The sequence below is a fragment of the Vibrio albus genome (assembly GCF_003144035.1).
Classification (GTDB): Bacteria; Pseudomonadota; Gammaproteobacteria; order Enterobacterales; family Vibrionaceae; genus Vibrio; species Vibrio albus.
This window is the reverse complement of sequence record NZ_QFWT01000011.1, coordinates 100659-124444: the sequence shown is the minus strand read 5'-3', so window position 1 is coordinate 124444 and position 23786 is coordinate 100659. Positions and strand designations below refer to the sequence as shown.

21 protein-coding genes and 5 tRNA genes are annotated in these 23786 nt (G+C 45.0%); 8 read left to right on the top strand and 18 right to left on the bottom strand.

The genetic code is table 11. The features are described from left to right. Nucleotides 1–20: 20 nt before the first annotated feature. From DI392_RS17470 to DI392_RS17460, 3 genes are all read right to left on the bottom strand, one after another. Nucleotides 21–974: a hypothetical protein gene (locus tag DI392_RS17470; RefSeq protein WP_109320979.1), complete on the bottom strand. Its 954-nt coding sequence runs from the start codon at nt 972–974 to the stop codon at nt 21–23. A 103-nt stretch (nt 975–1077) separates the two neighbouring features. Next, complete coding sequence (locus DI392_RS17465; RefSeq protein ID WP_109320978.1) at nt 1078–2310, bottom strand: integrase arm-type DNA-binding domain-containing protein; 1233 nt, start codon at nt 2308–2310, stop codon at nt 1078–1080. A 164-nt stretch (nt 2311–2474) separates the two neighbouring features. Continuing rightward, nucleotides 2475–2559: transfer RNA gene (locus DI392_RS17460), tRNA-Leu, on the bottom strand. A gap of 514 nt (nt 2560–3073) precedes the next feature. Between DI392_RS17460 and DI392_RS17455 the strand changes: the two genes are divergently transcribed. Next, complete coding sequence (locus tag DI392_RS17455; RefSeq protein WP_109320977.1) at nt 3074–3826, top strand: EAL domain-containing protein; 753 nt, start codon at nt 3074–3076, stop codon at nt 3824–3826. Then, nucleotides 3813–4517: a helix-turn-helix transcriptional regulator gene (locus DI392_RS17450; RefSeq protein WP_109320976.1), complete on the top strand. Its 705-nt coding sequence runs from the start codon at nt 3813–3815 to the stop codon at nt 4515–4517. Before DI392_RS17455 ends, DI392_RS17450 begins: the two co-directional genes overlap by 14 nt. A 76-nt stretch (nt 4518–4593) precedes the next feature. Here DI392_RS17450 and DI392_RS17445 read toward each other — a convergent pair whose 3' ends face one another. Then, nucleotides 4594–5823 (bottom strand): IucA/IucC family protein, encoded by a 1230-nt coding sequence (locus DI392_RS17445; RefSeq protein ID WP_109320975.1) that lies wholly within the window; start codon nt 5821–5823, stop codon nt 4594–4596. Nucleotides 5824–6173: 350 nt separating this feature from the next. Between DI392_RS17445 and DI392_RS17440 the strand changes: the two genes are divergently transcribed. Then, nucleotides 6174–6518, top strand: coding sequence for a hypothetical protein (locus DI392_RS17440; protein WP_109320974.1), 345 nt, complete (start codon nt 6174–6176; stop codon nt 6516–6518). Nucleotides 6519–6609: 91 nt separating this feature from the next. Here the strand turns inward: DI392_RS17440 and DI392_RS17435 are convergent, their stop codons facing one another. After that, nucleotides 6610–8736 carry a methyl-accepting chemotaxis protein gene (locus DI392_RS17435; RefSeq protein ID WP_109320973.1) on the bottom strand — a complete coding sequence of 709 codons (2127 nt, stop codon included), beginning with the start codon at nt 8734–8736 and terminating at the stop codon, nt 6610–6612. A gap of 529 nt (nt 8737–9265) precedes the next feature. On the opposite strand from DI392_RS17435, the gene DI392_RS17430 reads away from it, so the two are divergent. The 3 genes from DI392_RS17430 to DI392_RS17420 all read left to right on the top strand — a co-directional run bounded on the left by DI392_RS17430 (nt 9266) and on the right by DI392_RS17420 (nt 13329). Beyond that, entirely contained in the window at nt 9266–10288 is a 1023-nt protein-coding gene (locus tag DI392_RS17430; protein WP_109320972.1) for an OmpA family protein, read from the top strand. Nucleotides 10289–10990: 702 nt separating this feature from the next. Further along, a complete protein-coding gene (locus tag DI392_RS17425) occupies nt 10991–11605 on the top strand; it encodes a LysE family translocator (protein WP_109320971.1) in 615 nt (204 codons plus the stop codon). Between the two features lie 164 nt (nt 11606–11769). Then, nucleotides 11770–13329, top strand: a complete 1560-nt coding sequence (locus tag DI392_RS17420) for a methyl-accepting chemotaxis protein (protein ID WP_109320970.1) — start codon at nt 11770–11772, stop codon at nt 13327–13329. Nucleotides 13330–13444: 115 nt separating this feature from the next. Here DI392_RS17420 and DI392_RS17415 read toward each other — a convergent pair. The 7 genes from DI392_RS17415 to mutY all read right to left on the bottom strand — a co-directional run bounded on the left by DI392_RS17415 (nt 13445) and on the right by mutY (nt 16579). After that, nucleotides 13445–13520, bottom strand: a tRNA-Asn gene (locus DI392_RS17415). 6 nt (nt 13521–13526) lie between these two features. Further along, nucleotides 13527–13602 (bottom strand) — tRNA-Phe (locus DI392_RS17410). 7 nt (nt 13603–13609) lie between these two features. Next, a tRNA-Thr gene (locus DI392_RS17405) sits at nt 13610–13685 on the bottom strand. Nucleotides 13686–13739: 54 nt separating this feature from the next. Then, nucleotides 13740–13815: transfer RNA gene (locus tag DI392_RS17400), tRNA-Phe, on the bottom strand. 96 nt (nt 13816–13911) lie between these two features. After that, a complete protein-coding gene (gene mltC, locus DI392_RS17395; RefSeq protein WP_109320969.1) occupies nt 13912–15042 on the bottom strand; it encodes a membrane-bound lytic murein transglycosylase MltC in 1131 nt (376 codons plus the stop codon). Nucleotides 15043–15231: 189 nt separating this feature from the next. Further along, a complete protein-coding gene (locus DI392_RS17390; RefSeq protein WP_109320968.1) occupies nt 15232–15504 on the bottom strand; it encodes an oxidative damage protection protein in 273 nt (90 codons plus the stop codon). A 13-nt stretch (nt 15505–15517) separates the two neighbouring features. Continuing rightward, complete coding sequence (gene mutY, locus DI392_RS17385) at nt 15518–16579, bottom strand: A/G-specific adenine glycosylase (protein WP_109320992.1); 1062 nt, start codon at nt 16577–16579, stop codon at nt 15518–15520. 141 nt (nt 16580–16720) lie between these two features. On the opposite strand from mutY, the gene trmB reads away from it, so the two are divergent. Then, nucleotides 16721–17440, top strand: a complete 720-nt coding sequence (trmB, locus tag DI392_RS17380) for a tRNA (guanosine(46)-N7)-methyltransferase TrmB (protein WP_109320967.1) — start codon at nt 16721–16723, stop codon at nt 17438–17440. A gap of 400 nt (nt 17441–17840) precedes the next feature. Here trmB and hemW read toward each other — a convergent pair whose 3' ends face one another. From hemW to DI392_RS17350, 6 genes are all read right to left on the bottom strand, one after another. Next, nucleotides 17841–19001 carry a radical SAM family heme chaperone HemW gene (gene hemW, locus DI392_RS17375; RefSeq protein ID WP_109320966.1) on the bottom strand — a complete coding sequence of 387 codons (1161 nt, stop codon included), beginning with the start codon at nt 18999–19001 and terminating at the stop codon, nt 17841–17843. Between the two features lie 22 nt (nt 19002–19023). Next, nucleotides 19024–19617 carry an XTP/dITP diphosphatase gene (locus DI392_RS17370; RefSeq protein WP_109320965.1) on the bottom strand — a complete coding sequence of 198 codons (594 nt, stop codon included), beginning with the start codon at nt 19615–19617 and terminating at the stop codon, nt 19024–19026. Between the two features lie 265 nt (nt 19618–19882). Beyond that, a complete protein-coding gene (gene yggU, locus DI392_RS17365) occupies nt 19883–20200 on the bottom strand; it encodes a DUF167 family protein YggU (RefSeq protein ID WP_109320964.1) in 318 nt (105 codons plus the stop codon). Next, nucleotides 20200–20757 (bottom strand): YggT family protein, encoded by a 558-nt coding sequence (locus tag DI392_RS17360; RefSeq protein ID WP_109320963.1) that lies wholly within the window; start codon nt 20755–20757, stop codon nt 20200–20202. Before DI392_RS17360 ends, yggU begins: the two co-directional genes overlap by 1 nt. Nucleotides 20758–20807: 50 nt before the next feature. Then, complete coding sequence (gene proC, locus DI392_RS17355; RefSeq protein WP_109320962.1) at nt 20808–21626, bottom strand: pyrroline-5-carboxylate reductase; 819 nt, start codon at nt 21624–21626, stop codon at nt 20808–20810. A gap of 261 nt (nt 21627–21887) precedes the next feature. After that, a complete protein-coding gene (locus DI392_RS17350; protein ID WP_109320961.1) occupies nt 21888–22598 on the bottom strand; it encodes a YggS family pyridoxal phosphate-dependent enzyme in 711 nt (236 codons plus the stop codon). Between the two features lie 28 nt (nt 22599–22626). Here DI392_RS17350 and DI392_RS17345 point away from each other — a divergent pair, with 28 nt between their 5' ends. Then, entirely contained in the window at nt 22627–23664 is a 1038-nt protein-coding gene (locus tag DI392_RS17345; protein WP_109320960.1) for a type IV pilus twitching motility protein PilT, read from the top strand. The last annotated feature ends 122 nt before the right edge of the window (nt 23665–23786 follow it).

The window sequence follows — 23786 nt, the reverse complement described above, 5'->3', positions numbered from 1 at the left end:
GTTGTTTTGTACGTACGTTTTTACTTTTGTACGTTTTTTGGGGGGAGGATTTGTGCTTGTTTAGCTTTGAAGTAAGGAGATAGCTCCCTAGTAAGTCTGTCTTTGCTTAATGGTGGTTTCTCTTTCCAATCATTTACCCTATGACAGTACTCTGAAACCATTTCTGCCCAGGTTGCAGCACTGGTAATTTGCTTGCTTCCATTTTCATCAAATTCAAATTCATCAAATATTCTCAGAGAAAATTCAATTAACGCAGCATTTTTTATTTCTGTTTTTCGAGTCTTGAGCGCTGAATCAAGTTCAACTGTACTCTTGGTATTGTTGGTTTCTCGCTCCGCTACGCTTTTACTGTTGTATATGTTATCTAGAACTAAATCGCCTTTTATTAGGGCCCTGTATAACTTATTCATTTCAGATTGCAGCAATATGACTTTATCTTTAGGTATTCCAAATGCAGGAATTAATTTGTCGTTGAGTACAATAAACGGATAATCGTTATCCTTTTTGAACTCGGTTTCCTCCTTAGCCTTAGTTGATGTCTCCGCTTCTAAGTAACATTCTGGGATCTTATCTTCATCTATTTCTAATATTGATCTTATGCTTGTGAGGCCAACTATGCGCCAAATACCAGAAATTCCAACTCTAAGTTCAAATTTGCCCTCTAAAACACTTCCCTGAGTCACAGTTATGTGAGAAATAGATGAACCTCTTTTCTTATTAGTTTCCTCACCCAACTCTTCTAGTTTTTTGAAAGAGTCTGGCCCCATATATATACTAGGTTTCTTTCTTAGAAAAAATCGTTCACTATCCACTTCCCATTCTTCTATTAGTACATGGCAAGAAATAGCACCAGTAAGTAGGAAATGATAAAGATCATCTTGTTCGATATTGAAGAGGGTGATTGCTCGCTCTATCGAACAATATTCTAAATTTTTGATTAAATTTGGTAATCTGCAATCAAAGTTGCTAGTCATATTCACATCCTCTCAATGTGTCTCTCAGAGTAGTGTTGCCAGCCGTTAGAGTGACGGTGTTCGGGAGCGACCCTAGGCAACACATATTCGGTTTGGCTGGTGGCTAGGCTATTCTTAGGCCTCGGATACCAACGGTTAATACTTCACCTTTGTTGGCCTGTTCAATGCGATCACTCCACCAGCACATCAGGGGCTTTCTGCGTTCCAGATAATCGGTATGGTTATAAGCTCGCCTGATCTTGTTCGGCTCCTGGTGAGAAAGAGCACTCTCGATAACATCACCATCAAAGCCCTGAGCATTTAAGGTTGTACTGGCTAGCCCTCTTAGGCCGTGTGCTGTAGTCCTATCCTTAAAACCTATTCTTTTCAAAGCGGCATTGGCTGTTTGTGAGTTGGTATGAGTCTTGGGGTTGCGGTCTGCCGGGAAAATATATTTTCTGCCGCCAGAAATAGAGCGCATATCATCCAGAATAGTCAGTGCCTGAGGGGTTAGGGGGACAGCATGAGTGGTATGCATCTTAGGTATTGGCACGATCCAGACCTTTTCTTCAAAATCAATCTGAGACCATTTAGCCGTAGCGGCCTCTTTTGGCCTGACCATAGTGTGCAATTGCCAGTATATAAGGTTTCTGGTTGTGATCGTCAGGTTGGCTGTATCAAGTGTTCGCACCAGTTCTGGGAGTTCTTCCGGGCTTAGAGCCGGGTTATGCTTCACTTTCTGTGATGGGTATAGTTTGGTTAGTTCCACAATGGGATTAAATTCTATGGCGCCATTTACAACCGCTATACGCATAATCTCATTAGTTATGATGCAAATTCGCTTAACCGTTTCTATTTTGCCCTCTTTGGCTATTGGGTCGAGAATACCTTTCATTAGCATAGGCTTAATATCTGCTACAGGGATATGCCCTACACTGGGAAGCAAATACTTTTCTACCATACGAGCCCGCTTTTTGTAGGTAGCTTCTACGGTAGCCTCTTTCTTTATTGATAGGTATTCCTCGGCAAATGCTGCAAAGGTATTTGCCAGCTCATCACGTTTGTTCTGCTCTAAGGCCAATCTATGGGTTTTAGGATCAATGCCCTGAGCAAGTAAAGAACGGGCTTCATCTCTTTGCTGCCTGGCTAAAGCTAATGGCATATCCGGGTAATTCCCTAAGCTTATTTTATTGCGCTTTTTGGTTATCGGGACGTAATAGTTAAACATCCACGTTTTTGCACCATTGGGACGGATCCGTAAATGTAAGCCGTTGCCATCTGCGAGGGAATATTCTTTATCTTTAGGCTTGGCCTGTTTGATTTGAGTTGCAGTTAAGCTGGTGGTTAGTCTCGCCATGATTCAGTACCGTATTTAGGAACTATACCGCTGGGGTTACTAACAGGGTTACATAAATGTTTGGCTGCAACAATACCTCTTCGACCGTCTTGGAATCAAAGTATTGTTTTTATAGGGAGTATAGAAACAGAAAAAGACGTCCTAGGACGTCTTCATCTTAATAATGGTACCGGTGGGCGGACTTGAACCGCCACGCCCGAAGGCAACGGATTTTGAATCCGTCGTGTATACCAATTTCACCACACCGGCAATTTGTTCGATGCATTATACGGATGAATTTGGGCTGTGCAAGCAGAAAAGGCTTATTGAAGAGTCAGTTGCTGGTTAATTCATCATTTGCGTCAAATTTATATTTTCTTACAAATAAAAACAGCTGAAATCGGTTACATTGGTTTGGGGAAATTAGAGAGAGTTATGTCACATTTGAGGTTGATGAGTGTTGTTAGTCTAGGTGAAAAATGTGATATTCTCCCCAAAAATAAGCAGTGTTACGCGTTGGTGTTGATTGTTGCATGTTGTGTTTGGTTGTTTTTATATGTAAGCGGTTGTATTTCAACTAAGTTTATCGCTTTCTTCTCATGCTGAATGTAAGGCCGGTTGTTGTGGTAAGAGTTTCCGTGCCGATACGGTTTATTGACACACTTGTAAGGTGTGTAAAAAACTTTTCAATTTATTGTAATCTTTTTGTGTTGAATGGATATGCATCGAATTGATAGATACCATGACATCATAATAACTATCTTAAACGTCAGCGGAGCTCATCATGTTTCAGGTTGAAGGTGTAAAGAGTGGAATAATAGTCAAAAAAGGATCAACCTACGCCGAATTAGATTTTCTGGTTCAGCCTATTGTTGATACTTATGGATTAGAAATCAGGTATTTTGAGGTACTTTCCCGTGTGAGTAAACATTCTGGGGAACAATTAGACAGTGAAGATTTCTTTAGTGATATTGATGATGAATTTATTAAGCTTGTGGCATTGCATCAGATTTATTACTTTCAGAGGCGAAATATTGAAAAGCCATTCTGTATAAACTTAACCATGTCGTCCCTGTTTGACGAAGTGTTTGTATGTAGGCTGTTAAATTTTAAAGTCAAGAACTTTACAATAGAAATTAATGATGTAAATCATGATGTTAACTGTGAGGTGCTACATAAAAATATAGCGAAGTTGCAAAAAAGCGGAGTTAAGTTTTGGCTGGATGATTACTACCATGAGTATAATAATGCCAATCTTTCATTTGGCTTAATTCCCTGGGACAGAATCAAAGTAGATAAAAGTGTGCTTCATTATAACTCAGATGATCGTTCCTTGGCTGATTCGATGTATTACGTGCTTAAACCATTCTGTAAAGATGGCCTGGTCTTTGAAGGAATAGAAAGCGCCTTTCAACATAACTTGATTAAGAATAATAAGGTATTAGGTCAGGGGTATTATTACTCTTATCCAGATACGTTAGAGTCATTCAGAGAAAAAAAGTTTTACCTTATAAAAGAAAAAGATGCTGCTTACTAAGAAGTTACAAATAAATAATAGTAGTTTTAAATTCAGGTTATTTTCAAAACGTCATCATATTATTTCAATACAGGGCGCTAGCGGATATTTGTCTTATACAGGGAACCTTATAAAGATCCCAAACAGAGGCTGTATTCTGATCCCTAAGAACTGTTTGGTTCATTGCGCATTGAAACCTGTCAATGAAAGTCATTTCTCTGTACAGGTGTTCAGGTTGCATGGAGTTAGGCGAGATATTTTTCTGAAAATCAACTTTGAGAATATCTCTGCTCTTGTTGAAATGGAAGAGACTGACTTAGAAAGCAAGCCGGTGGTTATTGACGCTTTACATGAGAAAATCTGCCGGACTCTGTCTAATGAAAGTAGATCTTCAGACACCTCTTTTTCCGGAAAAGTGTTTAGTGTGATTCGAAAAGATTTGCGTCGACGCTGGGAACTTGATGATATTTGTTCGATCCTTTATCTTTCTAAAACAACGCTTTATAGAAGGCTGAAAGAAGAGAATACCTCTTTATCGGAGATTCTTTCTACGGCAAGGATGGCTAAAGCGGCTCACTTACTAAAAAGCAGCCGTTTGCCTGTTTCTGTTATCTCGGATAAGTGTGGCTTTAATAGCACTTCTTATTTCTGTAAAAAATTCAAAGAATCTTATGGGGCAACCCCAAAAGTGTATCGCAGGTTAGCGCACTAGAGCACGCCTGTCTGTCATAACCAAAGCGGTAGCCACCCAAAAATCAGGGCTGAAAAATCAGCCCCGGTAAGCTGTTTTATTTGATAGGTCGCCATTCAGGGGTTGAGCCCGTATCTTCGTAGAGAGGCTTATTATATTTGTCTCTTTTCTCACTGAAATACCAGATGTTGTCAGGAAAATAATCTCGGTATTCTGGGAACCTGCCTGCGAACTCTTGTTGACAGGGAAGGGTGAAGTCCTCTTTTTTCAGGTGAGGGTATTTGCTAATGCAGCATTCAACCAGACGGTTAAAGAAGTGGTTGCCCATAAAACGGTCATAGGTAATGCTGTGAAAAGCACAGTGGTCCATTCTGTTGTAATTGTTCAGGTGGGCGTTGGATAACCCCAGATCTTTCCTTCTGCGCATATCGATCCCGACACTGAGATCCCGGTGTACTATTCTGGTAATGTCTGATTCATTATTCACTTCAAGCAGAACATTCTGTCCGTGAGGTTCGATCATATAGCCAAAATAACGAAAGCAGTCGATCCAGTGTCGGATGACAGGCAGCATGATCTTACTGAGTATAAATTCGAGAGGATCTTTATCTCCGATCAGTTCATACAGAAGAGGAGCGGTATCCGGCTGGTAATAGTCTTCCCCATAAAGAGCAAACCCAGGAATCAGCGAGCGAGGATCGTCTGTTCTGGGGAAAGGGGTCATATCACGGATAACGAATCCCCAGTTTTCTCCCCGCTCATCATGCTGTGCTTCGGTCTCTTCTTTAACGCTGATACCGATCACCTCTCGCAAGAAGGCAAAGTCATAGTCCATTTTACTGATGTTATGTTCCAGCTCTGACGATACGTTAATGGCCTGCTCGACGACTTCGTCTCGCATTTTTCGGGTGTAGCGGGAAACTTTGTAGGGAAAATGGACTTTGACGGCATGTGGGGTGTCGTCTTCCAGCACAAATAAGGTCCGGGTAGACGAGCTGGGGATAACCGTTGTCTCGCTGGTGGCTATTGCCTGAGCCTGAAGCTTTTTTAGGTATGGATCGACTGCTGGGCTTTCCTGTAACTGAGGGTGAATACAGAAGTGAATAGTGTCGTGACCGATATACTTTTGTTTCAGTTTTTCTTCTGGATTGGCCAGATAGATGTTTACCCATTCTCTGGAAAGGTGGAGAATATTGAGGCCAAATTTTTCGCTGTCAGAATCTGGTTGGTAAGCGTGTTCCGCTTCTGTGTAGGAAGAATGACGGCTGTAGGTTCTGGTTCCTTTATTACGATAGCGTTCCAGATAGTACAAATGTGGTAGTGGCATGTTATTTATACCCTTTATTTCTGTTATATCTTAACTATAACGGCTATGAGAGATGGTGAGAAGTCGCCGGAATGATAAAGATATCTGTGAAGGGGCGAGACCTGGATTGATGGACTGAATATCTCCTTATTAACAAGGAAAGCATTAACTTTAACTCAATATTAAAATTGAGACAGGCTCATTATATTGATGATTTTTCAGGTAATAAGATCTATTTTACTGATGATTTTATCGATAGCAAAAGAAAAGCCTTATTTCCTTGTATTGAGGTTTATCTACCCATGTCTTATGTTTTTATTATCGCATTTATTTATGTCTATTGAGGCATTGCGGGTGCCGGGAGGAGTCACATGTATGAATGGATGTGGATGTTTTCAGGGTTAAGTCTTAATGCTCAGGTCGCTGTTGTCGTGGCCGGTATTGTTATCATTGGTGTATTTCTTTTTACGTTGCCCTTCTTCTATCAGCTAATGGTTAGCTCTTTTAGAATGTTCTGGAGTATTAGTGAAAAAGTATTTGGTTTATGTCTGGAGATAATTACAGTACCTGTCTATTTTGTTTCTGGTACGATTAAGTCATTGTTTTATAATATGACTCATAAGTCTCCGGTAATACCGATTAAAAAGGAACCTCAGACAACGGAGACGTTATATAAGGTTATGTTAAGGCAGGACAAAACACGAGGACATTATTAACGCAGCTCGACGAATGTATATGCCTGGTCGGTAAGTTGCGGGTTAATAACAGAAAAGGCTCAGAATCACTGAGCCTTTTGAGTTTTTCTGGTTATGCTGCGGTCTGCTTGACTTCGAATTGTCCGATAAGCTGATCCAGACGTGATAAGGCATTTTCCATCAGAGTAATCCTTCTGGAAAGCTGTTGTGATGAGGTTTGCAATTGGTCGGTATGCTGTTTGGTATAGTCTGCCGTTTTGCTGTGATTCTCACTGTTATTGGCGACCTCCTGAATAATATTAAACAGGTCAGTAACCGATTTATGCATTTGCTCATTACGTTGTGCTGAGTCTACAACGACAGAGTTGTTTTCCACATTGTCGATGCCTTGTTGCATGTACCCGACTGCCGTCGCGGAACGTTCATGTAACTGGTGCATCATATCGCCGATATTGTTGGCTGCTTTAGAGGTACGCTGAGCCAAAACCCTGACTTCATCGGCCACAACAGAGAACCCGCGTCCGTGTTCCCCGGCCCGGGCTGCTTCGATAGCGGCGTTGAGAGCCAGCAGGTTGGTTTGTTCTGTTATTTCAGTGATAATGGAGACGATGCCTGATATTTTCTGCATTTCATCATTCACTTCATTAACACTTTGTGCAGATGCTTCAACAATTTCACGGATGGTATTCGCATTTTCGACAGCCTGCTTATATTCGGCCTCAGTGTTCTGTACGACTTCCCGCATCACCTGATCGACATCTAAGGCTGACTGATGTGCCCCTGCGATTTCGTTTTGTTGTTGTTTTGCCAGATCCAGCATATTTTCTACCGACGAAGAGGTATCGCTGCTGGTCGTTGAAAGGATCTGACAACGGCGGAACATTGATTCCGAAACCTGTTTTACTTCGTTACTGGCAAAGATCAGCTCAGTGATGACACCTTCCAGGTTGTCGACGAAGCTGTTTATCCAGCGTCCCAGCCCGCCAATTTCATCCGCACTAAAGCGTGAAGCATCGAGGCGCTGGGTTAAGTTTCCATCACCTTCTGCCAGTGTTTGTATTACCGCTGTCATTTCCGTGAGCTTTTTACAGAATGGAGCGACAGTAAAATACCTGAAGGCGAAGAAGCTTATCAGCATACAGCCCAATGTCAGCAGAGTTTGAGTACTTGCTGGCAGTTGCAGCTGGCTGGTAGCTAAAGCAGGAACGCCCAGACAGAAAAGCAAATAAAGAGTGAAATGTCTGGTCAGTGTATGGGAAAAGCTGCGGTGTCGATATACCTCTTCCAGGTCGGATTCACACATCATGCCCCAGCGATCCGGAGAGCCGGGTAGCTGAAAGGTGACGCCTTTTCCGATAACCGGAATATGCCGGTAATCAGAGTAGCCGGGATAGTCGATATACAGGTTTTTCCCATTGCGAATGGTTTCTCTGACTCCGGGATGAAGCTGGTTAGTTGCCGGATCGGTGAAGGTAATTTCAAACTCAGTGTGTGCTTTGATCTTTACTACGCCAAATTTGGTGTTAATACCTTGCTTAAGGTTTTCACCATGAGAAAAGGTGTTGTCTTCAAACCGGGAGCGCGAAAGAGCGGTGCCAGGAGAAATGCTTGTATCGTGAACGGCGTCAACCATGAACAGGTAATTATCACCAGACTCGCTGTATATATGTCCGGCTTCCCGCTGAATAATATCCCCGAGAACATCATTAGGTACTCGTCCGCAAAGGCTGTATTGAGTACCATTTTCGTCGGAAAATGGCTGATAGAACATCAGAGTCACCGCATCATGAAACTTAGAGCTGGAGGCTCCGAGTTTTTCTGTACGCGCATCAATATAGGGGCCATGTAAGTACTGGGCTGAAAGGCCAGCAGACAGAGCTTTTCTGTCGGTCAGATTAATGCCTCTATGGCTGATTTCCGATGAATGGCAGGTATTTCCTGCTGCATCGGCAATAAAAAGTTCGGAGAAGTCGACACCACGAACCACCAGTTGCCGTAGTGTTTCAGTTCTGGATTCTTCAGATTTGCTTGCCAGATATAATGCGGCATTTTCCAGAAAAGCCCACTGATTATTTGCCCATGTCGTCAGAAGCCTTACCCTTGTCTGGGCGATGCCTTCGAAGGTTTCTTCCAGTTCTTCTTTTCTGTGCCGGTTATGGAAGCAAGCCTTACGCATAGCTATCTTTCCGGTGCTTCCAAACCATGGTAGCCAGTGTTTTTCTGCTTGTGTGAGTTGCATTCTCGTCTCCGTCCTTTGGTTAGAAAAGCGATAGAGCACTAATTTGGTAAGAAATATTATCCTTAATATTCTTTTTTTAGTGGATTTTTATACTGTCGCTAAGGCTTTTCTGAAGAGTTAACAGTTTTATTCTTGTGATTGTTCGTGGTTATAAATAAAGCAATCTTTACGCCAGAAAATATGGTGTAATTTGGTGCGTATCTCCTTGATTTTCTATTTTGTATGTTTTTTTTGGTGCAAATTAAGGAAAGTTTGCACTAAGTTGGTGAGACTGCCGAATAATATTGGGAAAGTGTGTTTTTATGTTTAGCCCATTAGTTATTACATCTAGTAAAAATGGAACTGCAGTCAGGGTAAACCACTTCAGAATAATAAGTGCTTTCTATAATTTGTTCTAAAATTAATATTACTCTGACAAAAAGATAATTAAGCAAGGTTATCTTAGAACTGATACCAGTAGTCACGGCCTATGACAGTATAATGTGGCTACATGGGCGATAAAAAAACATATAAAAGCAAAGGAGATAGTATGAAAAAGTTAGCAGTGGCGATATCGGCTATATTGGGAGTGTCTGTGGCACCCTTGGCAAATGCTGAGTTTTATCTCGGAGGTAAATTGGGACAAACCTGGCTGGATGACAGCTGTGCCGTGAGTTCTCCGTGTGATGATGACAGTATGGGCGGGGGCATTTTTGCAGGGTATGACCTTCAAGAGAACGTAGCGATTGAAGCGGGTTATGATCGTCTGGGGGATTTCCAATCCAACTTTACTGATGGTCTCACCAGCGTTGAGGTAGATGACCATCTGGACATTTTTACCCTGGCACCTAAATTCCATATGCCATTAACTGAAAATCTGGGCGCATATTTGAAGCTTGGGTTAGCCTGGATTGATTACGGCAGTTACGACGATGATTTTTCACCGCTCGCCGCTATTGGTGGTGAGTATGCCCTTTCTGATAGCTGGGTTGCCCGCCTGGAGTATCAACACGTTAATGATATGAACGAGGGCATCATCGATGATATGGATGCTAATTCTGTCTTCTTTGGGTTAGCGTACAAATTTGGTTCTGCTGTCGCACAGCCGATGCCTGAGCCAGAACCCGTTGTCATGGTAGAGGAAGAACCAGAGCCGACCCCCGTTATTCAGCCTGAGCCGGAACCAGAGCCAGAGCCTGCCCCCGTATTAGAGACGAAAATCTTTAAGGAGTTTGGAGTTGAGCTGTTTGATACTAACAGTGCGGATCTGGCCGATGGCAGTGAGCAGTATTTTGACTGGCTGGTAGGGGTGATGAAGAAGTACCCACAAGCAGAAGCTGAAATTGTAGGGCATACAGATTCTCGTGGTTCAGAAGCGTATAACCAGACCCTTTCAGAAAAGCGGGCCCAAGCGGTTGCCGATTACCTGATTCAAAACGGCATAGAGGCTTCCCGGCTGACAGTGAGTGGTGCGGGGGAATCTTTACCTAAAGTGTCCAATGATACTGCTGAAGGACGTATGCAGAATCGCCGTGTCGAAGTGACGATAGACGAGTTCGAATATCAGGAGTAGCCGGAAAGGCTATGTCGGCATTTTTTGACGGATAGTGACACAAGAGAACAGAGAGGGGGCTGTTCTCTTTTTTTATGTGGCCATGTATACGTCTTCACAAAAACAAAACACTTTTTGTGTTATTTGTTAATGAGTGTTTGATTTTTGTTTATCTTGTTTTTGTCTTCTCTCCCTCCTCTTTCTCTGAAACTTCGATGTGCAACAGGGATTGATCCTAGTCAATGAAGAAGTTGGAATGTTAACCGATGTTAACAAAAGTTTAAGATTTATTTTGATTTTGTATCGTTATAACGTATAGTTCTTCGAAGGCTAGGGTAAATAAAAAAAGGGGGTAAGAGATGTTTTCAACAGGGGATAAACCAGGGAAAGGATCTTACGTGTGTGAGAAGTGCAGAATTGCTGTGGTGCTGAATAGCGATCAGGAAATACTGCCGTATTGTCCATGTTGTGAAGCTCGTATATATCTGGCAAAAGATGGCTGGAACAAAAAACATAAATAACAAAACCTTATTCAATTCCCTTTATCCTTTTATCTAAAGGTTAATTTGTATAGATCGTGTCATTAAAACCTCAGCTTGGGCTGAGGTTTTTTGGTCTCTGAGACTCTTGGTATCCGGCTAGGGTTGGTATAGAGTGCCTAAAGGGGTATCTATCTTTCGTTGCTAGTACGAAAGATAAACATGGCACAATAAGGAGAAGATCATGACACTGACCATTTGGCTCTCATTGTTTACCGTCTGTTTACTTGGAGCGATGTCTCCCGGGCCCAGCCTGGCGATGGTGGCCAAACATAGCCTTGCGGGAGGCAGAAATAATGGCCTGGCAACGGCCTGGGCTCACGCATCCGGTATTGCTCTGTATGCCCTTATTACTTTGGTGGGGCTGGCGGCACTTCTACATCAGTCCCCACTTCTTTTCAGGGGGATTACTTACGTTGGGGCAATGTATCTTGCGTATCTTGGTTTTAATGCCCTGCGCTCTAAGGGGGGGATTGCGGCTAGGCTGGAGGCCGGAGAGAGAATGAGCGTATGGCAGTCAGCCCGGGAAGGTTTTTTCATCTCTTTGACTAGTCCAAAAATTATGTTGTTTTTTATTGCTCTGTTTAGCCAGTTTATTAGTGCGAGTAGTGAAATGAGCAGTAAAGCCATTATTGTTGTCACTCCATGGTTGGTAGATGGGCTTTGGTATACCTTGATTACTTTTGTCCTTTCTTCTTCTCTTTTTTTAGAAAAATTAAGAGCTAAGGCAAAATGGATAGACAGACTTTCCGGTTTATTATTGATGGCATTGGCCTTGAAAGTTTTTATCGGTTTTTAGTGTTCCCTTCCATAATTATTGATCAAAGTTAATATTGTCTTGCTCTAATAAATATAGAGTATCCTCCCTGATTATGTTATCAATATAAGCTGATTGGTCGTTTTTTAGACTAAGCCAGGGATTAGGCTTTAAATTGCATTATTGGAATCATGAGGTTATACAAAATGTCAGTTGATACACCCGATGATCCGTTGAATAAGGATTATCCCGCAGAAGCGAACTTAATATCTACTACAGATCCTTCCAGTACCATCACTTACGCCAATGAGGTGTTCTGCAATATTGCAGAGTATGAAGAAGATGAGCTGGCAGGTAAACCGCATAACAAAGTGCGTCATAAGGACATGCCAAAGGCTGCGTTTGCTCAGCTTTGGGACTATGTCCAGTCTGGTAAGAGTTGGATGGGGCTGGTGAAAAACCAGTGCAAAGGTCAAGGATATTATTGGGTTTCCGCATTTGTTACCCCAATAAAAGATCATAAGGGAGAAATTACTGAGTATCAGTCAGTACGCTCCAAACCTGATGCAGAGCAAATTAAGCGTGCTTCATTATTATATAAAAAGCTAAATAACGGTGATAAAGTCCGCTTAAAAAGAATCCCTTATTTTCAGATTCATACTTTATTTTGTTTCCTGATTTTAATTCAGTCGTCATTATTACTTTCTGGTATTAAACCATTATATATAGCTGCTTCTGGTGGTTTGCTCGGTTGTTTAATGCTGGGGATGGCTTTCTATCAGAATAAGCGTTTTAAGCATATAAGAAAACTGGCGAAGGATGCGTATGACAATCCGCTGATGGAAAAACCTTATACCGGTCATTTTGACGATTATTCTCCGGTCGAGTTGGCACTCATGATGAGGAAAGCTGAACTAAGAGCTGTGTCAGGAAGAACCTCTGAAACCGCGGGTCAGATACTCGTGGATGCCGAAGATGAATTTGGAACGATTCAGTCTATTGAGCAAAGCCTGGGGAAACAGTCAGCGGAAACAGAGATGGTAGCAACAGCTGTTGAGGAATTAAGTCACTCTATTAAGGAAGTGGCTGATAATGCCTCCGCAACCTCAGATGCGACTCGAGAAGCGAACAGAGAGTCTCAGAAAGGCATGGAAAGCATTGCTGTTACCATTGATGTGATCGAAGCTCTGGCCTCGGAACTGGATCATTCACGGGAAGTTATCGACCGTCTTGCTCAGAACAGCACTAAAATTGAAAGTATACTGGATGTTATTGGTAATATTTCTGAGCAGACAAACCTGCTGGCACTTAATGCTGCAATTGAAGCTGCAAGAGCAGGCGAAGCAGGAAGAGGCTTTGCTGTTGTGGCCGATGAGGTTCGTTCTCTGGCGACGAAAAGCCAGGCTTCAACCGATCAAATTCACGGTATGATTTCGGAGCTGCAGGATACCGCGAAAAATGCCGTAGGAATTATGGAGCGGGGAGGAGAGCTCTCCAAGCAGTGTACAGAGCGAGCCAATGAGACAGGAAGTGTCCTGAGTAATATCTCTGAGATGTTGGCGCAGATAACGGATAACAGCCACCAGATTGCTGTTGCGGTGGAGCAGCAGGCCGGGGTAACACAGGAAGTGAATAGCAATACAGTAAATATCAAATGTTTGGCGGATGAGACTTTGCAGATGTCAAGAATGTCGGTAGAGAGAACCAGTAAGCTGGTTGATAACCTTGAAGCGTTACGGCGTTTGATTAATCAGTTTCAATCATAACAGAAACGGGCCGGGCGGGTTGTTGCGTTATAACCAGCCTGGCGGCTGAGTGCTTATGTTTGTTATGTTAAGAGAAAACAAAAAAGCCAGACCTTGCGGTCTGGCTTTTTTAATGTGGCTCCCCCTGCGGGACTCGAACCTGCGACATACGGATTAACAGTCCGCCGTTCTACCAACTGAACTAAGGGGGAATTATATGGTGCCTCGAGGCGGAATCGAACCACCGACACGAGGATTTTCAATCCTCTGCTCTACCGACTGAGCTATCGAGGCAAAAGAATGGTGCCGACTACCGGAATCGAACTGGTGACCTACTGATTACAAGTCAGTTGCTCTACCTACTGAGCTAAGTCGGCACACTATTATTCTTTGCATATTCATTGATGTCTTAGACACCAACAATCAAATTGTGGTGCCCGGAGGCGGAATCGAACCACCGACACGAGGATTTTCAATCCTCTGCTCTACCGACTGAGCTATCCGGGCGACGGAGCGCTATTAAACGGATTTTCGGCCTCAGCGTCAACCAGTTTTTTGGAAAAAAACATAAAAAAGTGATTAAGCGCTGTGATTTTAATCGTTTTAGCCCTGATTGAACTGTTTTTTGTACTTTGTGACTTTTTCCAGGTAGCGACGTGATTCACTGTTTGGGTGTTTTTTCGTCAGAGCCCAGTATACCTGATTTGGTTGTAACGAATTTAAGTCACTCATCGCTCTGGAACGGCTGCGGCGGTCAAAGGTATTCAGTACCCCGCCTGTACCACCGTTATAGGCTGAAATCATGCTGTATTCCAGAGAGGTGGGGTTATTTACACCTTTCAGATAGCGGTTCTTCAACAGGTAAAAATAGGCCGTTCCGGTATCGATATTATTTTCCGGATCAAACAGATACTGCGGGCTTGGTTTCCCTGAACGTTTTTTTACCAGCTTAAACACATCGGCACCGGCTGTTTTAGGCACCACCTGCATCAGGCCATAGGCATTAGCCCAACTGACGGCATAAGGGTTAAAACTGCTCTCTGTTTTGATAATGGCATAGATCAGGTCTTCAGGAATACCGTATTTACGGGAAGCCCGCTGGACAATATCGGCATATTTATAACTGCGCAGTTTGAAATGTTCCTCGACCATTGGAATTTCAACGTAATACGCCTTTTTGAAATCCACATCTTTGGTTTTCAGTTTGTTGGCTATAAGGTAATCAGCAAAGCGGTTGGCCCGCCAGTGCCACTGAATGGGCTGATTATCCTGATCAACTACCTGACGGTAGAGAAAAGGATTACCCTTCAATTCAATGGCGGATGAGGAGAACAGGTCGACATGAGCTGGATCATCCGGAGTGAGCAGCGTGGTGACGATGGCATTTCTCAGGTGCTTTTTCGGCTCGGTTGAAGAGACGGTCTCGACCGTGACTGTACCCTTGGCAAAGTCGACTTCGGTCCGGCTCAGGTAATTATCGATATATTTAACGTAATTGCGCTTACCGGCCATACGGATCTGCTTTTGCCCCCAGCGTTTCTGGATATTTCCGGAAAAGCTGTTCATCAAAGCATCCAGCGCCGCGGTATCTTTCTGAAACTGGCCCGGTAGCTGAGCCAGGTTTTTAGCAAAACGGTTGGTTGGTTCATAATCCACTTCATAGATGGATTCAACAAACTCACGGCTGCAACCGGTCAGCAGGAAAGGGAGCAGTAGGTAGCAGAACTTTTTCATATCGGAATACCAAATGCTAAACCAGACAGAGTCATTTCTGTTGAGGCGTTAAGCCAGATATCGTCATTCCCGCGAAGGCGGGAATCTGGTTTTTTTGAGGAGTACAGATAAGATCCCTGCCTGCGCAGGGATGACGAGATATCAAATAACGAGATATCAGATAGCGAGGTATCAGGTGACGAAATAGCGTTACTCGCTTGGCGGTGTATAACCATCAATTTGTACATCTTTACCTTCAAACAGAAATTTCTCCATCTCCTGTTCTACGAGTTTACGATGTTCCGGATCCATCATATTCAGTTTCTTTTCGTTGATCAGCATGGTCTGTTTACTTTGCCATTCTGCCCATGCTTCTTTGGAGATATTATCGAAAATGCGTTTGCCCAACTCTCCCGGATATAGCTGAAAATCCAGTCCATCAGCTTCTTTTTGCAGGCGGACACAAAATACAGTGCGACTCATATCTTCTCCTTGTTTAATTATGTTCATTCAGTTCCGAAGGCAGGCTGTCGATAAGCTGTTTTACTGGTGCAGCAAGCCCGACCTTTTCCGGGACAGATAAGTTATACCAGAGACCTTTACTTCCATCCATGACCAAATCCGGAGTTTGTTTCAGTTTCACCAGTACAGGGGTGATATCCAGATGGTAGTGGCTGAAAGTATGGCGGAAGGCTATCAGAGGGCGTAGCTCTTCAATGTGCGACTCCTGAACCGAACGTTGATCCAGCTGAGCTGTAATGTCCGCAGCATTATGCTCCGGGAAGCAGAACAGACCGCCCCAGATCCCCGATTGTGGTCTTTGCTCCAGCCAGATTTGGTTGTCATGATAAAGTAGGATAAACCAGGTCTCTTTTACTGGTTTTTCTTTCTTTGGTTTTTTTCCCGGAAAATCGAGCTGGCGTCCTAGTTTGTTAGCCTCACAGAGCGCCTCTACGGGGCAAAGAGAGCATTTTGGCTTACTACGGGTACAAACCATCGCCCCCATATCCATCATCGCCTGGTTGTACTTATCGGTCTCTGTCGCTGGGGTGTGTTCTTCTGCCAGTTCCCAGAGCCGGTTTTCCACTTGTTTTTTCCCCGGCCAGCCTTCTACTGCGAAGCTGCGTGCCAGGGTGCGTTTTACATTTCCGTCCAGAATGGCATGAGGCTGTTTATATACCGAAGACAGAATAGCCGCAGCAGTAGAGCGCCCTACGCCGGGCAGGGCGTTCATCTCTTCAATCGTTAACGGGAACTCGCCCTGATATTGCTCTGCGACGATTTTAGCGGCCTTATGGAGGTTACGTGCACGGGCGTAGTAACCCAGCCCCGTCCATAGATGCAGCACTTCATCCTGATCGGCTTCTGCCAGAGCAGTGACGGTCGGAAAATGCTGGAGAAAGCGCTCAAAATAAGGGATAACCGTGGTTACCTGAGTCTGCTGTAGCATGATTTCTGACAGCCATACTTTGTAGGCAGTTTTGTCCTGCTGCCACGGCAGGTGTTTCCGGCCAAACTCTTCATACCAAGCGAGAATGGCGTTTGCAAATGGGGTCACAGTTTTCTCTTTCATTACTCTGTCTGGCGGCAAATTGCATCACACTTGCCGGGATAAGTAAATTCCGCTTGCATAGCGGCGGTTTCTTTGGATAATTCCGGCTTTGATTGAACAATGAACAGGCAGACACAGGCAAAACCAATGAGTGAAGTGACCACTAACGAATACACTGAAGATGGCAAATTAATACGTAAAGTGCGCAGCTTTGTGCGTCGTGAAGGACGCTTAACCAAGGGGCAGGAAAACGCTCTGAAAGAGTGCTGGCCAACCATGGGTATTGATTACCAGCCACAACTGCTTAACTGGCAGGCAGTGTTCGGTAATGATAACCCTGTGGTACTCGAAATTGGTTTTGGTATGGGGGCTTCTCTGGTAGAAATGGCGAAGAATGCGCCTGAGAAAAACTTTATCGGTATTGAAGTTCACAGCCCGGGTGTTGGTGCCTGCCTTTCTGCCGCTCAGGAAGAGGGAGTGACGAACCTGCGAGTGATGTGTCATGACGCAGTGGAAGTGTTCGCGCATATGATCCCGAATGACAGTCTGGCAACGGTACAGCTGTTCTTCCCTGACCCTTGGCATAAAAAACGTCACCATAAGCGCCGCATTGTGCAGCTGGATTTTGCTGAGATGGTGCGTCAGAAGCTGATCCCTGATGCGGGTATTTTCCATATGGCAACGGACTGGGAAAACTATGCCGAGCATATGATTGAGGTGATGAACGTAGCACCTGGCTATGAAAACATTGCTGAAGAGGGTGATTACGTACCACGTCCTGAAGAGAGACCTCTGACTAAATTCGAAGCCCGCGGCCACCGTCTGGGACACGGTGTTTGGGATATTAAGTTTAAGCGCGTGAGCTAAGAAGAGATTACAGGACGGTCGCAGGCTCCCTTACAGAGCGGACACGAGCGTCCTGAAGAATACAGAAAACCTTAGAGGCTAGATCGCTGCGCTTCTGGAAACTATAAAAGCAAGAAATATCACAATTTGTGCACAAAACATCGTTATTCCTGTACAAAATGTCGTCATTCCTGCGAAGGCAGGAATCTTATCAACATGGCGATAATACTTAATCAGATCCCTGCCTTCGCAGGGATGACGAAAATTTAGGCCGGGGTGATAAAAATATTCAGAAATAACAAGGGCTTTTCTGTATTCTCAAAGCGAAGCGCTCTGTATTCTTTCTAGCTTCTAGCTTCTAGCTTCTAGCTTCTAGCTTCTAGCTTCTAGCTTCTAGCTTCTAGCTTCTAGCTTCTAGCCTCTAGTCGTCGTCCCCGACAAACATCTCCAGCAGATCATTCAAAAACAACTTCCCTTTTTCCGTGACCTGCCAGTGGGTGTCGGTTTCTGCAAGATAACCCAGTTCCAGAGCCTGCTGAATGGTTGGCTGGATCACGCTGAGATCCAGTCCGGTTCTGTCTGGAAAATCCTGCTTCGGGCAGGCTTCCAGCAGGCGGAAACGGTTCATAAAGAATTCAAACGGGCGATCTTCAGCCGCCACCTCTGCCTCTGTATCCAGATAAGGCTTTAGCAAATTAAGGTAGCCGCGAGGGTGCTTCACCTTGGTGGTACGGATGATACGTCCGTCGGCAAAACTGATTTTACCGTGTGCGCCGCAGCCGATACCCAGATAATCGCCAAAACGCCAGTAGTTCAGGTTATGCCGGCACTGAAAGCCCGGTTTGCTGTAGCCGGAGATTTCGTACTGAACGTAGCCCGCCTCACTCAGTTTTTTATGCCCCTGCTCAAAGATATCCCACAGGTCATCGTCGTCCGGCAGTACCGGTGGTTTAGAGTAGAACAGGGTGTTAGGTTCGATGGTCAACTGATACCAGGACAGATGCGGTGGAGCCAGTTCTATGGCTTTATCAAGATCCGCCAGTGCTTGTGCTGGCGTCTGATCCGGTAGCCCGTGCATCAGATCCAGATTAAAGCTGTTCAGGCCGATACTGTGTGCCAGTTTGGCGGCGTTAACCGCTTCGTCCTGACCATGGATCCGTCCCAGCTTTTTTAGCTTGTCCTGTTCAAAGCTCTGCACCCCGATAGAAATACGGGTCACCCCTTGTTTCCGGTACTGGGCAAAACGCTGAGCTTCGATCGTTCCGGGGTTGGCTTCCATAGTGATCTCAATATCGGCAGCAAACGGGATCTGGCTTTCTACGCCTCTCAGTAGTCTGCCGATCCCTTCCGGAGAGATCAGGCTGGGGGTGCCGCCGCCGATAAAGATCGAGTGCAGTTCCCGGCTATCCTGTTCCAGCTGATAACGCTGACGATCGATACTCAGATCGTCCAGAAGTGCATCGATATACTGATCTTCCGGGATCTCTGACTTCATCGCATGTGAGTTGAAATCACAGTACGGACATTTCTGCACACACCACGGGATATGGATATACAGGCTTAATGGGGGCGGTATCAGCATAACAATACGTCAGACAAAGTGATTAAGACTGTTTTAGTGTAGCGAATAGCTGTTGAAGTGCCTTACCACGGTGGGAAAGCTGCTTCTTCACTACAGGTTCAAGCTCCGCAGAGGCACAGCCTTTTTCAGGTACAAAGAATACCGGGTCGTAGCCAAAGCCATTACTGCCTTGAGATTCGTTTAAAATCCGGCCTTCCCAGGTACCGTGACAGACGATAGGAGTAGGGTCATCAGCATGACGCATCATCACCAGTACACAGTGGAAACGTGCGGTTCTTTCTGCTTCAGGCACGTCTTTTAGCTCTTCCAGCAATTTATTAAGGTTATCCAGATCGCTGGCACCTTCTCCGGCATAACGGGCGGAATAGATCCCCGGAGCGCCTTTCAGGGTATCGACTTCTAAGCCAGAATCATCTGCGATGGCCGGTAAGCCTGTCTCCTGGGCCGCATGACGCGCTTTGATAATAGCGTTTTCGATAAACGTCGTTCCGGTTTCGGCGACGTCTGATACGTTAAATTCACTTTGCGCCAGTACTTCGAAACCGAAGTCAGACAGCAGATCCGCCATCTCGCGAACCTTACCCTGGTTACCGGTAGCCAGAACGATTTTATTCATGGTGTTTTTCTCTGAATAGGTGAATGTTGGGATAAATGTGTTTTCCCCTCTCGTTCCCATGCTCCAGCGTGGGAACGCATACCGAACTAAACGCTACCATACATGATATAGCTTTGTATTCATTCCCACGCAGAGCATGGGAACGAGGGAAATACAGCCGTCATCCCGGCGTTAAATATAGCCGTCATCCCTGCGAAGGCTGGGATCTACTTAACCATTGTTGTCGTATTTATTAGATTCCTTGCCTGCGCAGGAATGACGAGGATTAGAGTAATACTTCCACTTCTTTGGGGATCAGTCCCGGAGAGTGAATCCGCACCTGTTTATGCCTGCCCAGCTCACCTTTCTCTATATCGATCTGCCCTTTAGCAACCTTGAATTGCTTGGACAGATATTTTGTCAGGTGGCTGTTGGCTTTGCCGTCAACCGGCGGCGCGGTAATGGCGATTTTCAGCTCTTCACCGTGCAGGCCGACGATCTGATCCCGGCTGGCTTTGGGCTGAATATACAGCCGCAGAATCAGATCATCACCATCACGTTTTACCGCATTGTTTCTTACGACATCGTTTGAAGGCTGTGTCATCAGAGCTGATACCAGACAGGACCAATAATGTCGCCCATCAGATAGTTAGCGAACTGCAAAGCAATAAACAGCACCAACACGCTGAGATCAAGGCCACCCATTGGCGGGATGATACGACGGATTGGGCTAAGCATTGGCTCAGTCAGTTGGTGGAACACATACTCCATTGGGCTGCGTCCCTGACTTATCCAGCTCATGATTGCCTGTATCAGCAGGATCCAGAACAGCAGGCCACCGGCAGCTTTCACCAGAGACAGCAGACCAAGGAACAGGAACTGTACACTTAATACGGCAGAGCCACTGGAGACCAGCATCACCATTATCACGAACTTCATGACACTCAGGAAGTAGGCAAACAGCAGGGTGGCCACATCAATAGAACCGACAGACGGAATGATACGCCTTAGCGGGCCGATAACCGGCTGGGTTGCTTTAACGATGAACTGAGAAAACGGGTTGTAGAAATCAGCCCGTACAGCCTGAAGCCAGATTCTCAGCAGAACCACCATGATATACAGATCAAGCACAGTGGATAGTAAAAAGTGTATCGAGTTCATTGTTTGCCCTTTGTTAAGCTCGCTTTAAAGCTATTTTTTAAAACAATTTTTTAAAACAACTTTTCCATCTCTTCGGCGCGGATAACCGCTGCCTGCATGGCTTTCGCCACAATATCGGAAAGTTGGTGTTCGTTAAAGGTGCGCAGCGCTTCGGCTGTGGTACCACCTTTAGAGGTGACTTGTTCTCTTAATGTTGACAGCTCGGTTTCCGGGTTCGCTGCCACCATTTCCGCTGCGCCCAGTGCAGACTGCTGTACCAGCAGACGAGCGGTGTCTGTATCAAAACCTTGTGCAATCGCTTCTTTTTGCATCGCTTCCATAAACAAGAAGAAATAGGCCGGTGCACTGCCTGCAGCCGCAATGACATTATTAATGCCGGATTCCTGTTCCACCCAGCAGATTTCGCCGACAGCCTGCATCAGTTCACCGGCAAACTGTTTATCCTCCGCTGAAACGGTGTCAGCTGCAAACAGTCCGCTCATCCCTTTGCTCACCAAAGCTGGGGTATTTGGCATTACGCGCACCAGTTTCAGCTCTGTTTGTAGCAGATCATTCAGCCTCGCCACTGACACCCCGGCAGCGATAGAAATAACCAGCTTATCGGAGAAATCGACACCTTCAAAAGCTTCACAGACTACCTGCATTAATTGAGGTTTTACCGCCAGTACGACAACATCAGACTGCTTTGCCGCCGCTGAATTGTCTTCACTGGTGTTGATACCGTATTGCTCTGCCAGTATATTCCGTTGGCTTTCATTCGGGTCAGTAGCGGTAATCTTCTCTGCAGGGTAACCGCTGGCAATCAGTCCGGCAATAATTGAGCGAGCCATATTCCCTGCGCCGATAAAGGTGATGTTCTTGTGTTGCATTATTTTTCTTCCTTAAGATGTTTGTGCCTGTACTGAGATATCAGAATACAGAGCGATAGCAAGCGTCCCTGAGTATACAGAAAAGAGACTAGATCGCTGCGCTGCTAGAGACTATAAAAGCAACAAATGTTTGCTGTAATCTCTATTCTCAAAGTGCAGCGCTCGGTATTCTTTCTTCTAGTCTCTAGTCTCTAGTCTCTAGTCTCTAGTCTCTAGTCTCTAGTCTCTAGTCTCTAGTCTCTAGTCTCTAGTCTCTAGTCTCTAGTCTCTGGTCCCGTAATCCCTTGCACCGAATATCGCTGTGCCGATACGAACCATAGTACTGCCTGCTTCAACGGCCGCTTCCATATCACCGCTCATTCCCATTGAAAGGGTATCTAAGCCGTCATATTTTTCTGTCAGCTTTTCTTTCAGTTCTGCCAGTTGCTGGAAGGCCCGAAGCTGGGATGCATAATCCGAGACATTGGCCGGGATCGACATCAGTCCTCTTAAAGTGAGGTTGGGTAGCGAAGAAATCAACTCAGCCAGCGCAAAAACTTCCGATTCATCGGTGCCTGATTTACTGACTTCTCCACTGGTGTTGACCTGAATGAGTACCTGCAATGGTGGCATAGATTCAGGACGCTGATCGTTGAGACGCTGCGCAACTTTTTTCCTGTCGATGGAATGGACCCAGTCAAAGTTTTCAGCGACAGGTCGAGTTTTATTGGACTGAATCGGTCCGATAAAGTGCCATTCGATGTCTGCATCGCTATAGTGCTCAGAAAAATAACGAACTTTTTCTACGCCTTCCTGAACATAGTTTTCACCAAAGGCCTTTTGTCCCGCTTCCAGAGCGGCTGAAATAGCTTCGTTTGGTTTGGTTTTACTTACCGCCAGAAGTTGTACGGAGTTCGGTTCTCGACCACACTTATGTTCAGTATTGCGGATCTGTGTGGTGACCTGTTCAATGTTTTGTTGAATACTACACATAGTTAGTTGACTTTATTAAGGATTGTAAATGGATATCGCCGAGTTACTGGAGTTTAGTGTAAAACATAATGCGTCAGATCTACATCTTTCTGCAGGTGTTCCTCCTATGGTAAGGATTGACGGGGATGTAAGAAAGCTTGGCGTGCCTGCATTTGACCATGCTGACGTGCATCGTTTGGTCTTTGAGATTATGAATGATGTACAAAGAAGCGAGTTTGAGGAAAAGCTGGAAGTGGACTTTTCTTTTGAACTGCCGCGAATAGGCCGGTTTCGTGTGAATGCATTCCATCAGCGCCGTGGATGTTCCGCGGTGTTCCGTACGATTCCTACCGATATTCCGACACTGGAGCAACTGGATACACCGGAAATCTTTAAAGATATCGCCAATTACGAAAAAGGACTGGTGCTGGTGACCGGGCCGACAGGCTCCGGTAAGTCGACAACTCTGGCGGCTATGGTGGATTATATTAACCAGCAGCATAACAAGCATATTCTTACTATTGAAGACCCGATAGAGTTCGTTCACCTGAATAATAAGTGCCTGATAAACCAGCGAGAGGTCCACCGGGATACACACAGCTTTAATGCCGCACTACGTTCTGCGCTGCGGGAGGACCCGGATGTCATTCTGGTCGGAGAACTGCGTGATAAAGAGACCATTAGCCTGGCTCTGACGGCGGCTGAAACCGGACATCTGGTTTTCGGCACTTTGCATACCAGCTCAGCTGCGAAAACGGTTGACCGGATTATTGATGTGTTTCCGGGTAGTGATAAAGACATGGTGCGTTCTATGTTGTCAGAATCATTACGGTCTGTTATTGCGCAGAAACTGCTGAAACGTATCGGTGGGGGACGGGTTGCCTGTCACGAGATCATGATGGCAACACCGGCCATCCGGAACCTGATCCGGGAAGATAAAGTGGCGCAGATGTATTCTATGATTCAGACCGGATCAGCTGTGGGCATGAAAACGATGGAGCAGAGTGCTAAGCAGCTTATCGCTCAGGGGATTGTGGATACGGATGAGGTGAAGAAGAAGATCGAAATAGCGAGTTCGCCTTTTTAAATAATACTGAGTGGATGGTGTATCCAGAGATGGTTAAGGCGATCCCTGCCTTCGCAGGGATGACGAAAATCATAGGTGACGAAAATTCTAGGTGACGTCAATTATGTATGATTACTCAAGTC